Raw genomic sequence first — 15,689 nt, forward strand, 5'->3', positions numbered from 1 at the left:
CAGCAAGCTGGTCAGATCCCGTTCGACTTGCATGTGTTAAGCACGCCGCCAGCGTTCATCCTGAGCCAGAATCGAACCCTCCACGAAAAACTTCAATGAAGAGCCAACAAAAGGCTCCAATATAAAAGAAAAAGACGAGACATTCTTTAAGGAAAGAACATCCCAACAAAAAACCTCACCATCATTTAACCATCTCTCAGGCACCCCACAATCCGTGAGGCTGACAATGAACTGGCAATAATTAACTAATAAGTAGTACAGACACGCTCTTGAGTTCTCAAACCACCACCACACCAGCCGGCCCATCAACCTCAACCGAGGAGAACCAGCCGCGCTGAGCAGCAAGAGATAAACTTACACCAAACCCCACCAAAACGCAAACCAACATTAAACAAACACCACAAAACCATTGAAAACAAGCCAAAACATCGGCGTGTCGAAAACACGCAAAAAACCACAACAAACCACCACAACCACCAACACAAAACCAAAAACAACCCAAAAAACAAACAAAAAACCATAAAAAACACAAAACCCGGGAGTGTCGCGCAAAGCAATATACACAATATCCACAAAATTCACAACATAAACGAAATGCGCACTACATATGAACACCATATATGCGCACCATATATATGCGTGCTATATATATAGATATGAGAAATAGCGAGAAAAACACTAACAACAACCCACACCACCACATTGTGGTTCTAACAGGCGCAGGAATATCTACAAGCGCAGGCATTCCTGATTTTCGAGGTCCAGATGGAGTTTGGACTAAGCACCCAGGGCAAATGAATGTTTACGATATAGACGCGTTTTTAAGCAGTGAAGAAGAACGCATTTATTCTTGGCGATGGCAAAAAGAGTCGCCAGTTTGGAACGCGGCTCCTGGAGCAGCGCACAAGTCGCTAGTAAAACTTGAGAAAGCTGGGATGCTTGACTTAATCGCCACTCAAAACTTTGATGCGCTTCACGAAAAAGCTGGAAACAGCCCAGATATTGTAGTGAACTTGCACGGAAGCATCGGAACATCGCATTGCATGAGCTGCCACGCGAGCTACAATACAGCAGACATTATGCGCGACTTAGACGCGCACCCAGATCCACATTGCAGGCGCGCGCTGCCGTATCGCGGAAATATGCCTTGCAACGGTCTTATAAAAACGGACGTAGTATATTTTGGAGAAGCACTTCCCGAAGGCGCGATGGAACGCAGCGCGCAGGCGATTATGCAAGCAAGCGAACTGTGGGTTATTGGCTCCACGCTAGAAGTGTTTCCAGCTGCCAGCCTTGTGCCACTAGCTGCTCGCGTAGGAGTGCCGATTACGATAATGAACCTGGGCGCTACGCAATACGATTATTTGGCAGAGCGCATAATACGCGAAGATATTGCGAAAGCTCTGCCAAAGTTAGTAGACGAAACTATTGCAAAGTGAATATTGCAAAGTGACTATTACAAAATAATTATTGCAAGCCAACAGCGATTCCCTCCCAAGGCGCAAGCATGCCATTTTTAAGCGATTTAAGGGCATGATCCGCGCTGTAAGTAGAAATCATCACATCATCATACGATACGCTGTTAGAGGCGATATTACGCAACAATCCGGCACTTTGATCAGGTATTGCTACAGATGAATCCGTCATATTTATCATTACGAGCAACTTCTTTACAGAAGCGCAAGGCAAATCGCCAGCAACCGCGCTTGAAGAATTCACACCATTCTCAAGACCTGCCTTACCTGCCACATCTGCCTTAGCATTTTCACAAGTCTGCTCAACCTGCCTAATAAACGCGTAAACACACTCATCATCCGCATCAATCAAATTCCAAGATCCAGCCGAAACAACAGGCTGCAAATGACGCAACGCAATCAAACGCTTATAGAACGAATAAACGGAATCCGAATCTTCCATTTGCTCAGCAGCATTAATATCTACATAATTAGGATTCACACTAATCCACGGCTGCGCATTATTTTGCGACGGAACATTAAAAGGCATAAATCCTGCATATTTAGACGCATTCCATTGCATAGGAGTTCGAGAATTATCGCGACCACGCTTTGCGAGCGCATCCATCATCGATTCCGCCGACTGAATATGCGCTTCTTCTACGCGCTGCTTAAACATATTCAACGCTTCCAAATCACGATACTGCTCGAGACGAGTAAAGTGCGCGTTAGTCATACCAATTTCTTCACCCTGATACACGTATGGAGTGCCTCGGTGCATATGGAGAAGCATGGCAATCGCCTTAGCGGAAAGCACGCGCATCTCATCGCTAGCCTCACTACCCCAGCGAGAAAGCGCACGCGGCTGATCGTGATTATTAAAGAACAGGCTCGCCCAACCAGCCTCGCTAACAGCCTGCTGCTGATCTGCCATTGCGCGTTTTAATGCCGTCAACTTAAGAGGAATAGGATTCCACTTAGTTCCATTTGCGCAATCAACATTAACTTGATCAAACAAGAAGAGCATGTCTAGCTCACCATTAGCAGGATTTGTAATATAAGTGTTTCGATGCGCGGAAATTCCAGGAGCCTCGCCAACAGTTAAGAAACCTTCGCGACCTTTGAAAACCGCTTCGCGCATCTCGCGCAAAAACTCGTCTAAACGAGGGCCATCGGAGCAGAAGAAATACGGCGAAGAGTAGCCGTCGTCGCCTGCCGGCGCATCCTCAATCTGCGAACCGCATTCTCCAGGCAAACGTCCTTCGCTATCTATGCGCTTAGAAATTTGCGTGATCACATCCATGCGGAAACCGTCAATTCCGCGATCCATCCACCAATTCATCATCTTGTATACGGCAGCACGAACCGCAGGATTTTCCCAATTCAAATCTGGCTGCTTTGGCGAATACTGGTGGAAATAGTATTCTCCGCGCTTCGGATCGTAAGTCCACGCGGAACCGCCGAAATACGAACCCCATTTATTTGGCTCCGCACCTGGCTCTCCATGCACATGCCCTTTGCGCACTGGCCTCCACCAATACCAGTCTGCATAGTCGCTAGAAGCATCTCTTGAAGCCTGGAACCACGCATGCTCGTCGGAAGTGTGATTTACTACTAAATCCATCACGACTTTAAGTCCGCGCTTATGCGCTTCTGCCAGAAGCTCGTCCATATCTTCCAGAGTGCCAAAAAGTGGATCAATATCTTGATAATCGGAAATATCGTAGCCGTTATCGTCTTGCGGAGACTTGTAAACAGGGCTAAGCCAGAGCACGTCAACACCTAAATCAGCCAAATAATCAAGACGAGAAGTGATTCCCTTCAAATCGCCAATGCCGTCGCCGTTAGTATCCTGAAAGCTTCGCGGATAAATCTGATACACAACTGCATTTGCCCACCAAGGGTTTGGCGTAGCGCCGTTTGTGCGCACGGATTTTGGCAAGTTTGCTCTGTCAAAAGTAGTCATTTAATCCCCATTAATATTCTAATTATCTATATTTTTATTATTCTATATTTTAGCTATCTTTATTTTAGCTATCTTTGGATTTTGCAAGCAACGTTAAAGTATTACTTACCATCTCAGAATACTTGCGAATAATTTTAGAATTAGTATGAGCATTAGAGAATAATTCATCATGATTCCCCGCTCTTACCAATACTAAAGAAACAGACAATCCATCAACCCAATAAATAAGTAGTAAATCTGGCTGTACATGCAACTCACGGTATCCTTTCCAACTACCAGTAAGAGCATGGTCACGATATTTACTCTTTAATAGCTGTTGATTATTATCTATAAGAGCCTGAAATACGGCAAGAAAATCTTCAGTGTTAATATGCTTTTTACGAATCTTTTTATAGTCATTATCAAATGACTTGATTGTAAGAAGACGTCTCTTTTCACAGACCATTTAGGTAATCCATCATGTCAGAAGCAGTATGTGATTCATGGGTAAATTCGCGATTTTGAACTTGCTTACGAGCTTCATTGTTTTTATTTTCGATAGCTTCTTCAATATACTTTTGAAGTTGTTCTTCGAGTGATTGATAACGCTCAAAATCTTCACGGTTAATAATGAAGTACATTGGTTGATTATTTTTTAGCACTGTAACCGGCATACCAGAACTCACCTTGGCAAAAGCCTGTGCAGATTTACCGTTACTAAAAGCACTAATCGGAACCATAGTGCTTATCGGAGCGACTGTAACCATATGCATTACCCTAACTTTTCTACAGACAATCCATACACATACTTAATACACATATATTTACTATGTTTTTCACAAGTATATATGAAAGTTGTTGCACTTGTAAATATTATAGTTAAAATAGAATAAAAAGCGGCCCGCAGTAAAAACCACGAGCCGCGTCTCCTTCTCATTCACTGTAAGTTCTGCAAAATTAGATACCAAATTAGATACCAAATAAAATACAGAATTAGATACCTCTTATTGCTGATTATTTATTGCTGATTATGCAATTTGAATGCAAGCTCCGCCAAATGAACTCCGTGAGTCAAGAACTCGTGAGTACGGCACACATAATCATTTTCGCGACCAAGCTTTGCAATATATCCGTTGATATAATCAACTTCTGTCTTTCGTCCGCGACTCATATCTTGGTACATTGAAGGATAATGTAAAGGATTTGCGACTCGGCTCACGTAGTCAATAGCCTCCAACTCCTGCTGACGAGTATTAACCATACGAATTCCTGCACGATCGCACACGTCATACGCTTCATTAATAAGCTGTCGAGCCATATCCATAGCTCCTGGGTACGAAATAAACTGACCCATCTGAATCTGATACATTGTGCACAAAGTGTTAACTACGGAATTAAAAACTACCTTCGCCATGCACGTACCCTTGAAATCTTCCGTAATTGTAGGATTCAAGCCAGCAGCTTTAAAGTCGTCTCGCATAGCAAGCTCAACATCACTCACCTGCTCATTCAATGCACACATATTCATCGTACCAACGCCGACTTTACCAATAAAATCAACGTCTCCGGGGCCATTCAGTACGGTTGCAATCATGGCAGTTCCGCCGTAAATACGATCATCCGAGAAATACTGCTGAAGCTTTTCGAAATGACCCCAACCATTCATTGCAGCGAACACAACCTGATGATCCTTAAACAAATGCTTGCAACGCTCCAACATTTCCGCAAGCTGCATCTGCTTCATAAACACAATCCACACATCTGGATCTCCGTCATAATCTTCCGGAGTATACATATTTATTGGCACAAGATGACGATTTTCATGATCTCGGCTCACCATTACTCCGCCTTGCTCGCGGACTTTATTCACATTTTCATCCCAGGCATCAATGAAATCAACATGAATACCAGCCGTTTCCTGCAACAAAACGCCATAGCGATACCCCATAGCTCCAGAACCGATCATTGCATATTTCATGCCACTCATAGTGACACCTCCTTTTAGGTAAAAATGTGCTTAGGCGAAATTCGTACATACATGGAAATTCGTCGAAGCGACTATGAATATAGTAAAAAGCAGTAAGGCTGATTGTAGTGACTAAAATCAGCCAACTGCTTTTTGTTTTTATAGCATATTACACAGTTTTGGGAGAATGTCAAAATTTTTCTAATTGCATCTTTGCGGCGTTTCTAATTAAAAAATTATTCAGTTTTATCTATGATTTTCGAAAAAATTACGCAATAATTGCGCACACTCCGATTCACAAACAGAACCAAAAACTTGCGGATGCGAGCCAATATGCGGATCTCGCAAGCACGCATAACAAAAATACGCATATCGCAAGCACCTACAACGTAATCACCTACAACTCAGTCACTTAAGCATTAAAGAATTGACGAATTTGTTCAACTGTGCCATAGGAAGCTTGAGCGCCAAAACCAGTAGCTGCATACGCAGAAACATAAGACGCTAGCGCAGCAGCTTCGTCTAATCGCATATCTACAGACAAACAAGCTAGTATTGTGCCCATAAAAGCATCACCGCAGCCAGTTGTATCAACAGCTTTAACGCGCTGAGGGGAAATCATGCATACGCAATCTTCCTTGGAATAATCCAACACTACAGAGCCTTTAGAGCCAAGCGTAACTACAGATTCATCAAAGCCAAAATCATGCATAGCGTGAGCTACATGATTCCAATCAAAAGAACACCAATCACCATCTTCTGGCTCTTCAATATTCAAAAGTTGCGCCATCTCGTGCTCGTTAACAAGCAAAATATCTGCAGAATCAATCAAATCTTTAGGCAACTTGTTTAAAAATGGCGAATCGTTAAGAAGCACTTTTACGCCGTTTTCATGCGCTAGTTGCGCGCACATAGTTACAGTTTTTAAAGGACTTTCTAAACAAAGGCCAAGAACTTTTGCGCTAGTAAGAGCGGATTTTACTAATGGCGATTGAACATACTCACAATCGACTAAAGAATTAGAACCTGGAGCATACACAATAGTGTTTTCACCGCTATGAGCATCTACAGTAATCACCGTTGCGCCGCTCTTTTTATTTTCTACGCAACGAACACAAGTTGTATCAACTCCAGAAGATTGCAAAGAATTTAGGAGAAAATCAGCATTGGAATCGTTGCCAACTGCGCCAAACATTTTAACGTTGGCACCTAGTTTTGCAGCCGATACAGCTTGGTTGCCAGATTTTCCGCCTGGCAATACGCGAATCTCGTTTCCATTAATGGTTTCTCCTGGATTAGGAAGACGATCTGCCACAATAGTGTAATCCGCGTTCATAGAGCCGACTATTGCAATAGCGTTTGAATCTGCTTTATGCGATTCTTGCATATTCTCTTGCGTAACTTTTAAATCATTTAAGCGAAGCGACGCTATATTTTCCAATCCACTTAATGAATCAAGCTCACTATAACAATGCATTTTTCTCCTAAATTAGCAACTAATCTTTAATATTAAAATTTAATAAAAGAACCTATAATTTAGAAATTTAGAAAGGAACACCACAGCGCAACAAAACGTTGGAATATGGCGTAGTTTCGCCTGTACGAATCACAAATTTTGCCTGTGAAACTAAAGCTTTAAAACCTTCATCGCCATCGTGCGGAACATACGTTAGTGGCACACCTAAGGATTCTTTTACCCACTCTTCTGGCTTTTTATTGCACGCTTCTTTAGCCATTATGCCTGATTCAAGTACCAAATCATCTTTGATTGCATTCAGCACATCGCTAAATCGCGGAATCCCAAATATTAAAGCTAAATCTATTACTTCTACGCCTTGCGGAACTGGTAATCCACAATCAGAAATAACAAATTGATCCTTATGCCTAAGCTTTGCCAGAGCAGCCGCTAATTGCGAGTTCAAGATGCCATGAGTTAACATTTTTCCTCCTTATGATATTAAATTTTTACCTTGCATTAGTGACTATCAACAGTGATAATCGCATAATAGCAAATGCTCATCAAGCTTAAATGCTTGCTGTAATGATTGTTGTAAGACTAAATATCTACTTATTTGTATTTACTTTATTTTAAATATTTACTTTTATATATTTACAAATAATGCATCAAAAATAATATGACCAAAATAGTACATCCAAAATAACGCATCAAAAATAACGTGATATTAAAAACCACAAATAGTGCGGCGTTGAAAACGATGACAACATACACGTTGCATATGCAATAAAATCGTATTAATTGTTACGCTCAGCATACAAGTCAACGATTTCAACGCCATATAAATGTTGTACTACTTTTTGTACACTTTTCACACTATTTGGTTTACTACTTTTTTGTACTATTTGTTGTACTACTTTTTGTACTACTTGATTTACTATTACTCGAAATCAGCTACATTCTTTGCTGTAACTGTTTTCACAGTAATTGGCTCAGTCTTTGGAACAGTTTGCTTCTTAATGGCTTTTACAGCTGCAGCAACAGCAGAACGTCCAAGCTCCTTTGGTTGCTGAGCAATAGTACCAGCCATTGTTCCAGCCTTAATTGCCTTCATACCATCGGCAGTACCATCAAAGCCAACTACCTTAACATCTTTACCAGCTTTAGCACCTAATGATTGTATTGCACCTAATGCCATCTCGTCATTCTCTGCGTAAATGCCAGCTGCATTTGGATGAGATTGCAACAAGTTGGTTGCAACGTTCAATGCCTCAGCACGATCAAAGTTAGCAGTCTGCTCTGCAACAACCTTAATATTTGGATACTTCTTAATGCGGTCCTTAAAACCTTTGCCACGATCTCGTGTAGAAGCAGCACCTGGAATACCTTGCAAAATCAGAACTTCGCCTTTTTCTCCCATGCTCTTAGCGAGCGCATCGGCAGCTTGAGCACCTCCAGCCACATTATCGGAAGCAATGTGAGAAGTAACTTTTTCGCCAGTTACGGAACGATCCACAGAAATCACAGGCATACCAGAGCTAAGAAGTGGCGCAACAGCTGGACCAGCAGCATCGGAATCCACAGGATTTATAATTACTGCTTTAGCACCTTGAGATTGCGCGTTTTGAGCTTGATCTTGCTGCTTAGAAGAATCGTTCTGAGCATCTGAAACCTGTAAATCAACTCCCAGCTTCTTGGCTTCCGCTTGCGCACCATCACGCAAATCCACAAAGAATGGATTATTTAGCGTAGACACTAACAGCGCGACCTTGTCGTTAGAGCTTGCATTTCCACACGCACTCATGCTGAAAACAAGAGCCGATGCTGCTGCAACAGCACAAGCGAGCTTCATACCACGGCGCATAACTAGATAATTCATCATATCTCCTTTGACTATTGCCTTATTAATCGCAAATCACAATATTTAAAACATTATTTGCATAAATAAGGCTGATGTTTTTGCCATTTATTTACCATATTGTTAAATTGTTTTCAGTTATAATTTAAATTATTTTTATTAGATTTTTGTTAGATTTCTTATTATATTTTTGCTGCATTTAGGCATTGATGCTTGCCACCATTAAGTCAATACCTTTATAAACACCCCCCTTCTAAGCAAGGAGATCAAGTTTCTACGGATTATTAATATGTCTATTAATTTATGTCTATTAATTGCTTAGTATGCCTTATTTCAGTGAGTATCTTCCTTGCGTCGCAAAGTATCGAGGCTTACAGCAAACGCAATCACCAAGCCAATAACAACTTGCTGCCAGAAGGAAGAAACGTTCAAAATGTTCAAGCCATTACGAATAACAGCCAAAAGTATTGCGCCTACGAATGTGCCTGAAATCTTACCTTTGCCTCCAGAAAGCGATGCGCCACCAATAACCACAGACGCTATAGCATCCATCTCGTAACCGGTAGCTGCTTGAGGCTGAGCAGAATGCAAACGCCCTGCAATCACTAAACCAGCTACAGCAGCAAAAACGCCAGAAAGAATAAACACCATAATTTGAGTTTTATGAATGTTTATGCCAGAAAGACGAGATGCTTCCATATTTCCGCCAACAGCATACATTGAACGACCTGTAGTAGTGAAGTTCAAGATTATTGCGGAAATAACGCCCATAATAATCATCATCACTATTGGCATAGGGATTCCGCATATTGTTGCTCCGAAGAAATTCACCATGCCCGAAGTGGAAATAGGACGACCATCCGAAACAACCAGCGTAAGTCCACGAGCCACAGACATCATTGCCAACGTGGCAATAAACGACGGCAGCTTAAGAAAAGCATTAGCAACGCCAGAAATTAAGCCAAAAACTGCACCTGTAGCTACACCAATAACAATAGTCAATATTGGAGGTAAGCCCATAGAAGCGCCAGTGTAAGCAACAAGCATGCTAGAAATCGCAGCAACTGCACCAACCGACAAATCAATTCCAGCGGAAACGATTACGAAAGTTTGACCAAATGCCAAAATTGCTACCGTAGCAGCTTGAATGCCAACGTTGAGAATATTTACACTTGTTAAAAATGCAGGCGTAGCGCAAGAAAGCGCTGCACACAAAATAATCAAACCAATAAGTGCACCATTACGAGATGCAAACTTTTTTAACGTTGGCAAAAAGCCTTTGTCGTCTGCACCATACCCTAAACGGTGAGATTTTTCGCTCTTTGTAGCACCCATAACAAATACTCCTTTAACGAGTTTCCAACAGTTCACAGCACCTATTTGCGCTTTTCAAACTGCAGAACGCAAGTTTTACGTTTTACAAGTAATCTTTCAATTTTTAATTTTTCAATATGACTTCACGCCATGTTGTTTATTGTTATTTATTGCTATTTATCTGATTCACTAAGATGCGTTACAGCAAGTTCCATAACCTTTTCCTGCGTAGCCTCGCTTGCAGCAAGCTCTCCACTGATCTTGCCGTTTGACATTACAAGAATACGATCAGACATTCCTAGAACTTCAGGTAAATCTGACGAAGCCATAAGTACTGCTCCACCGTTTTCAACGATATTGTTAATAAGCTCATAGATTTCAACGCGAGCGCCAACATCAACGCCACGAGTAGGCTCATCCAAAAGCAGCACTTTTACGTTTGCCATAGACCACTTGCCAAATACGATTTTTTGCTGATTTCCACCAGAAAGTGAACCAGCAAGCTGATCAATATTTGCCATGCGAATACGCAATTTCTCTGCAGTCTCTTCTTCATGCGCACGCTGACCTTTCAAATCTGCAAAACCAGCATGAGATGTAGGAATTAACGTAGAGATTCCAAGATTATCTGCAACAGAGGCTTCCAAAATAAGGCCTTGCACGCGACGATCTTCTGGCACTAATCCAAGACCTGCAGCAATGCTGCCAGCAATATTTGCTTTAGGAATCACTTTTCCGTCTACAGTAACAGATCCCGAATCGTAAGTATCCGCTCCAAATATTGCACGAAGAACCTCAGTCCTACCAGCACCAACCAAGCCCGCAAGCCCAACGACTTCTCCAGCATGAACGCTAAAAGACACATCCTCAATAGCACCTTTTCGCGTTAATCCTTCTACTTTTAGCAATTCCTTGCCTTGATGCCTATTTCCATGTGGGAACTGATTAGTTATATCGCGTCCAACCATTAACCTTACAAGTTCTTTTTCTGGAACATCTGCACTAACAGTGTCAACGTATTTTCCATCTCGAAGTACGGTTACTACATCTCCAACTCGTGCAATCTCGTCCAAATGGTGAGAAATAAATACCATTCCAACATTTTTAGATTTCAGATCTGCAATAATGCTGAATAATTGTTCACACTCACGCTTTGTAAGTGCTGCTGTTGGTTCGTCAAGAATAAGAATAGATGCATGTTGCATAAGCGCTTTAGCAATTTCTACCATTTGTTGACGAGCCACTCCAAGCTCTCCCATTGGCTTATCTACATCTTCTTCTAAGCCAATAACTTGCAATGCCTCTTTTGCTTTAGATCGCATAGTTGCGCGATCAACAAAACCAGCTTTGGTCGGTAGCATGCCAAGAAACAGATTTTCCATAATGGAAAGTTCAGGCACTAAATTTAACTCTTGGTGTATTACAGCAATACCTAATTTGCGCGCAGAATCTACATTAGGAATACGCACCGTTTTGCCGTTAATCTCAATATGACCTTTATCTGGCTGATAAATGCCACTCATCATTTTAATAACAGTTGACTTGCCAGCACCATTTTCACCAAGTAGAACATGAACTTCACCTGGCTTTACTTTTACTGACACATTGTCAACTACAGTAGAATTACCGAATATTTTCGATACTCCTACTAATGACAGCTCCGTCATGTTTAGCCTCTTCCTTCGCTATAGCAACAATGCAATCGCGAAATTACCATTGATTACGTCAAGTTATTGTTTGTTTAATTACGTTTATATTGACTTGCAAATTGCGAATACAACATTAAGTACAATGCGCAGAGTACAGAGTACGAACAATGTTCACTCAAACAATTAATACACGTACAACAAAGTTACAGTGCAATAATCAGTTGAGATACTGATAGATAAACCATTAAATAATGACGATATTTTGCAGCTTTTTACGAATCTATGCTCGCCCTAGCGATTCGCGAGGGATATACACAGTTTCTACACGCTGCGATTTAACGTCACCATTATTCTCAAGCATATCTAAAAACAGTGCAGCACTTATGTGGCCAATGCGTTGAACTTGCTGTGAAATCACAGAAATACGTGGAGTTGCTAGGCGAAACACTTCTACATCATCGAAAGAAATCAATGATATATCTTTGCCTATTACTAATCCTTCTTGAGCCATCACTTGCATTACTCGCAACGCATCTGGCGAATAGCCAATAATAAGAGCTTTCACTCCAACATTAATCATGCGATGCATTACGCTTGCACACGACGACTGGTCAAATCCTGTTGATTCTACGAATACATGCTCTTCGCCAAATATCTCTGAAGCCACGGTTCTAAATGCTTGCTCACGTTCTTGCAACGATGGCGAAGCAATAATTGGGCCAGAAATATAGCCAACTGAGTGAAAACCATGTTGCAGAACATCTAACAGCGCATCACGAATGCCCTTTGCCGGGTCTGAATCAACTACTGGCACGTGTTCTAAGCCGCCAGCTTGCGGTTCTACGTGGCGATCCATAAACAGCATAGGGAGTCGCTGCTCAATCAGCTTTCTCATAGCTTCAGTAACTTCGCCTTGAGGAACTATAATCGCCCCATCAATACGTTGAGAAAGAATACTGGTTATAAATGAATCTTGACGAGATGCACTTTCAGATGATGTTCCTATAAATGCACAATAGCCTGCCTCAAACAATGAGTCTTGAACAGTGTAAGCGAGTTCGGCAAAATATGCGTTACGAATGTCTGGCACAAGCAGTCCTACTGTTTTTGTGCGTAACGATCGCATTGCTTGCGCGCGCGAATCTGGGATATAACCTAATTGAGCAACCGCACGCTCAACTTTTGCCTTGGTGTTTGCCGATATACGACCCGTGTTGTTTAATGCACGAGACACAGTTGACACTGATATTCCAGCATGTTGTGCAACATCGCGAATCGTAATATACGTCATAGCACCTCCCATCGGTAACACTATACAAAACTATACAAGTACAGCATTTAAGATTATTTACATTGCAATTTATATGCTCTGATTTTCTCTTGTATTCTATATTCTAAATTACGTTTTTCCATATACTCCTCTCTTTTGAGAGAATCACACTATGCATCTATGCATACGATGTTTTTACTAACCTCAATCTCACTAAGTAGCTTCATCAGCGCTGACCAAAGTCACCCATGAGATAACGTTTTCACACCCTTCTTACTTCCGTAGTAAGTCTTGTGCGGTAACGTTACCGCAACTATAACATTTAAAAAGCGCAATTGCAAGATAAAAATACTAAGAAATTTATATTATTAAAATAATTATTAGTAAAATGAAATAATCTAAAAATACGAATAGATAAGATTAAATAAGACACAATAAAAGAAGACGAAACTAGGCTATATTAAACAAGACTAAACAAAGCTAGAGAAGACAGCTAGAAAAGACTTGAGTAAATCAAACCTACCTGCGATTCTTAAAAATCTACTCTTAAAAATCTACCTGCAATTCTTAAAAAAATCGCTTAGAATCTGAACACACTGCGATTCACAAACAGAACCAAAAACTTGCGGATGCGAGCCAACATGAGGATCTCGCAGAATATCCCAAACAGATCCACATGCGCCAAGTTTTGAATCCCATGCGCCAAAAACAACACGCTTTATATGTGTTTGTAAAATCGCGCCAGCGCACATAGGACAAGGTTCTAAAGTAACAACAAGCGTGCAATCACTAAGATTCCAAGACTTTTGACCCTCTGCTGCTTGCCTAATCGCAAGAACTTCTGCGTGAGAAAGAGGGTCAGAGTCTCGCTCACGAAGATTAGAGCCGCGCCCAATAATCACTCCAGAGCCGTCTACAACAACAGCTCCAACTGGAACTTCTCCGCAATCGGCAGCAGTTCGCGCAAGTCGCAAAGCTTCTTGCATGAGTGGAACATATTCGCGCGCGCCGAAAGTCACATTAACCCCGAAGAAATATTGTGCAGCGCAAGCCAAGAGCGAATATCACCAAGTTCTTCCATATGAACAGCATGGTCAAGCCCGCGATAACGTTTCTCCTCAAGCCACGTATGTTCCTCAAGCCAGGCTGCAGCCGCTGAAAACTCGTAAGGAGCAATAACAGCATCATCCAAACCATAACCAAAGAAAACAGGCGTATTAAGATCCGCAAGAACATCATCATTAAGAGAAATATCCTTGGCAATATTAGGAGCTACAAAGCCAGAAAGTGCAACGGCTGCACGATAACGCTCAGGGTTAAGCCTGAGAATATGAACAGCAAGAGCAGCACCCTGCGAAAAACCAAATGGCACAACAGCGCGATCTTCAGGAACGTTCGCAGCAACCCACTCGTCAATTGCAGCAGCTGCAGCGTACATATCTCGATCTAAGTCATCTCCCTGAGGAACAGCATCATGGAACCAGCTGTAAGCGCCTTGATCTAATCGAAGCGGAGCGCGCAAAGAAATCGCATCATTATAGGGGGCAACAACGCGCAGCAAGTCAAGCAAATCATCCTCATTGGAACCCCATCCATGCAGAAGCAAAAGAAGAGGTCTTGTAGCGTAAGCCGACGCTTCTCCGCGAGAATACTTGGCAGCGCTTACATGTAGATCTTCGCCGAAACGTCCTGGAACAACACTAGATTCGCGACCAGCATGGAGACCATTTGAAGCGCTTGCAGCACTGTCTTCGCTGCCAAAATCGCCATTATTGTCGTTATTGTCAAACTCGCCGTTGTCGAACTCATCTGAGATCACACCGTTATGATTAGTCATATCTACAGCATACGGCACAGCTTTGGCATTTATAACCCTTGTAACCCGAACACTGCGCTAAACGCATAAACGCTACATAAAAATTTAACCCCGACCGTTTAAGTCGGGGTTTAAATTAAAGGAAAAAATATGAATAAGCTTTCGTGAATTACTTTTTAAGTTTTTCACTAATATTATGAAAACACATAATCCTTAGTGCTGCTAGTACATTAGCTGATAAGTTCCTGAAAGTTTGCTACTTTTCCCCTGATTTTTCTTGATATTCGTTGCTAATCTTACAAATTTAGACTTTCAAATCTAGATTTTTAACTTTAATCTTATAAATTTAATCTTCCAAATTTGCGCGATAGAAGTTCTCATAAGACCTAGATGGTGTTGGACCACGCTGACCTTGATAGTGAGATCCGTTAACAGAAGATCCGTAAGGATTTTCGCATGGAGAGCTTAGCTGGAAGAAGCACATTTGGCCAATCTTCATGCCTGGCCACAATTTAACTGGCAGAGTGCTAACGTTTGAAAGCTCCAAGGTGATATGGCCTTCAAAACCTGGGTCAATAAAGCCAGCCGTGGAATGAGTTAAAATTCCAAGACGACCAAGCGAGCTTTTACCTTCTAAGCGCGCAGCAATCGTTGAATCCAACTTCACATACTCCCAAGTGGAACCAAGCGCAAACTCGCCAGGATGCAAAATCCAAGGTTCATCAGGGGCAACCGCAAACTGCTCAGTAAGCTCGCCTTGATTTTCTGCAGGATCCACGTAGGTGTAAGCGTGATTATTGAACAATCGGAAGAATCGATCGAGCCGCACATCAATCGACGCAGGCTGTACCATTTCTGGGGTCCATGGGGTCAAATCAATATGACCCTCGTCATGAGCTTTGAGGATGTCGCGATCAGACAACAGCATAACGTCAAATCTCCTTGCGATAAAACTTCGTAA

14 protein-coding genes, 1 rRNA gene and 1 pseudogene are annotated in these 15,689 nt (G+C 41.9%); 1 reads left to right on the top strand and 15 read right to left on the bottom strand.

Features of this window, described 5'->3' with window-relative positions; translation table 11 throughout:
• Window positions 1-87: ribosomal RNA gene (locus tag ACJV45_RS00005) — 16S ribosomal RNA — on the bottom strand; the annotation flags it as partial.
• Between the two features lie 569 nt (window positions 88-656).
• Here ACJV45_RS00005 and ACJV45_RS00010 point away from each other — a divergent pair.
• On the top strand, window positions 657-1,439 hold the full coding sequence (locus ACJV45_RS00010; protein ID WP_419397536.1) for an SIR2 family NAD-dependent protein deacylase: 783 nt from the start codon (window positions 657-659) through the stop codon (window positions 1,437-1,439).
• Window positions 1,440-1,467: 28 nt separating this feature from the next.
• On the opposite strand, the gene ACJV45_RS00015 is transcribed toward ACJV45_RS00010, so the two are convergent.
• From ACJV45_RS00015 to dcd, 14 genes and pseudogenes are all read right to left on the bottom strand, one after another.
• Window positions 1,468-3,420: an alpha-glucosidase gene (locus tag ACJV45_RS00015; protein WP_353582455.1), complete on the bottom strand. Its 1,953-nt coding sequence runs from the start codon at window positions 3,418-3,420 to the stop codon at window positions 1,468-1,470.
• Window positions 3,421-3,484: 64 nt separating this feature from the next.
• Window positions 3,485-3,865, bottom strand: a complete 381-nt coding sequence (locus tag ACJV45_RS00020) for a type II toxin-antitoxin system YafQ family toxin (RefSeq protein WP_004120072.1) — start codon at window positions 3,863-3,865, stop codon at window positions 3,485-3,487.
• Window positions 3,855-4,166: a type II toxin-antitoxin system Phd/YefM family antitoxin gene (locus ACJV45_RS00025; protein WP_004120074.1), complete on the bottom strand. Its 312-nt coding sequence runs from the start codon at window positions 4,164-4,166 to the stop codon at window positions 3,855-3,857. Before ACJV45_RS00025 ends, ACJV45_RS00020 begins: the two co-directional genes overlap by 11 nt.
• A gap of 251 nt (window positions 4,167-4,417) precedes the next feature.
• Window positions 4,418-5,386 carry a ketopantoate reductase family protein gene (locus ACJV45_RS00030; RefSeq protein ID WP_004120076.1) on the bottom strand — a complete coding sequence of 323 codons (969 nt, stop codon included), beginning with the start codon at window positions 5,384-5,386 and terminating at the stop codon, window positions 4,418-4,420.
• Between the two features lie 225 nt (window positions 5,387-5,611).
• Window positions 5,612-5,713, bottom strand: a pseudogene (locus tag ACJV45_RS00035) (nucleoside deaminase); the annotation flags it as partial.
• Between the two features lie 64 nt (window positions 5,714-5,777).
• Entirely contained in the window at window positions 5,778-6,842 is a 1,065-nt protein-coding gene (locus ACJV45_RS00040) for a ribokinase (protein WP_353582456.1), read from the bottom strand.
• A 67-nt stretch (window positions 6,843-6,909) separates the two neighbouring features.
• Window positions 6,910-7,305, bottom strand: a complete 396-nt coding sequence (rbsD, locus tag ACJV45_RS00045; protein WP_004120082.1) for a D-ribose pyranase — start codon at window positions 7,303-7,305, stop codon at window positions 6,910-6,912.
• A 456-nt stretch (window positions 7,306-7,761) separates the two neighbouring features.
• Window positions 7,762-8,700: a D-ribose ABC transporter substrate-binding protein gene (locus ACJV45_RS00050; RefSeq protein WP_019261473.1), complete on the bottom strand. Its 939-nt coding sequence runs from the start codon at window positions 8,698-8,700 to the stop codon at window positions 7,762-7,764.
• A 312-nt stretch (window positions 8,701-9,012) separates the two neighbouring features.
• Window positions 9,013-10,014 (bottom strand): ABC transporter permease, encoded by a 1,002-nt coding sequence (locus tag ACJV45_RS00055; protein ID WP_419397359.1) that lies wholly within the window; start codon window positions 10,012-10,014, stop codon window positions 9,013-9,015.
• Between the two features lie 152 nt (window positions 10,015-10,166).
• Window positions 10,167-11,660: a sugar ABC transporter ATP-binding protein gene (locus ACJV45_RS00060; RefSeq protein ID WP_116692434.1), complete on the bottom strand. Its 1,494-nt coding sequence runs from the start codon at window positions 11,658-11,660 to the stop codon at window positions 10,167-10,169.
• Between the two features lie 262 nt (window positions 11,661-11,922).
• The gene (locus tag ACJV45_RS00065) at window positions 11,923-12,933 is read right to left on the bottom strand and encodes a LacI family DNA-binding transcriptional regulator (protein ID WP_165847568.1); all 1,011 of its coding nucleotides are present in this window, start codon (window positions 12,931-12,933) and stop codon (window positions 11,923-11,925) included.
• A gap of 533 nt (window positions 12,934-13,466) precedes the next feature.
• Entirely contained in the window at window positions 13,467-13,931 is a 465-nt protein-coding gene (locus tag ACJV45_RS00070; RefSeq protein ID WP_353582457.1) for a nucleoside deaminase, read from the bottom strand.
• Window positions 13,928-14,749 carry an alpha/beta hydrolase gene (locus tag ACJV45_RS00075; RefSeq protein ID WP_116692647.1) on the bottom strand — a complete coding sequence of 274 codons (822 nt, stop codon included), beginning with the start codon at window positions 14,747-14,749 and terminating at the stop codon, window positions 13,928-13,930. The genes ACJV45_RS00070 and ACJV45_RS00075 overlap by 4 nt, the downstream gene beginning before the upstream one ends.
• Window positions 14,750-15,074: 325 nt before the next feature.
• Window positions 15,075-15,656 (bottom strand): dCTP deaminase, encoded by a 582-nt coding sequence (gene dcd / locus ACJV45_RS00080; RefSeq protein ID WP_419397360.1) that lies wholly within the window; start codon window positions 15,654-15,656, stop codon window positions 15,075-15,077.
• Window positions 15,657-15,689: the final 33 nt, after the last annotated feature.

This window comes from Gardnerella lacydonensis (assembly GCF_048545055.1).
GTDB lineage: Bacteria > Actinomycetota > Actinomycetes > Actinomycetales > Bifidobacteriaceae > Bifidobacterium > Bifidobacterium vaginale_C.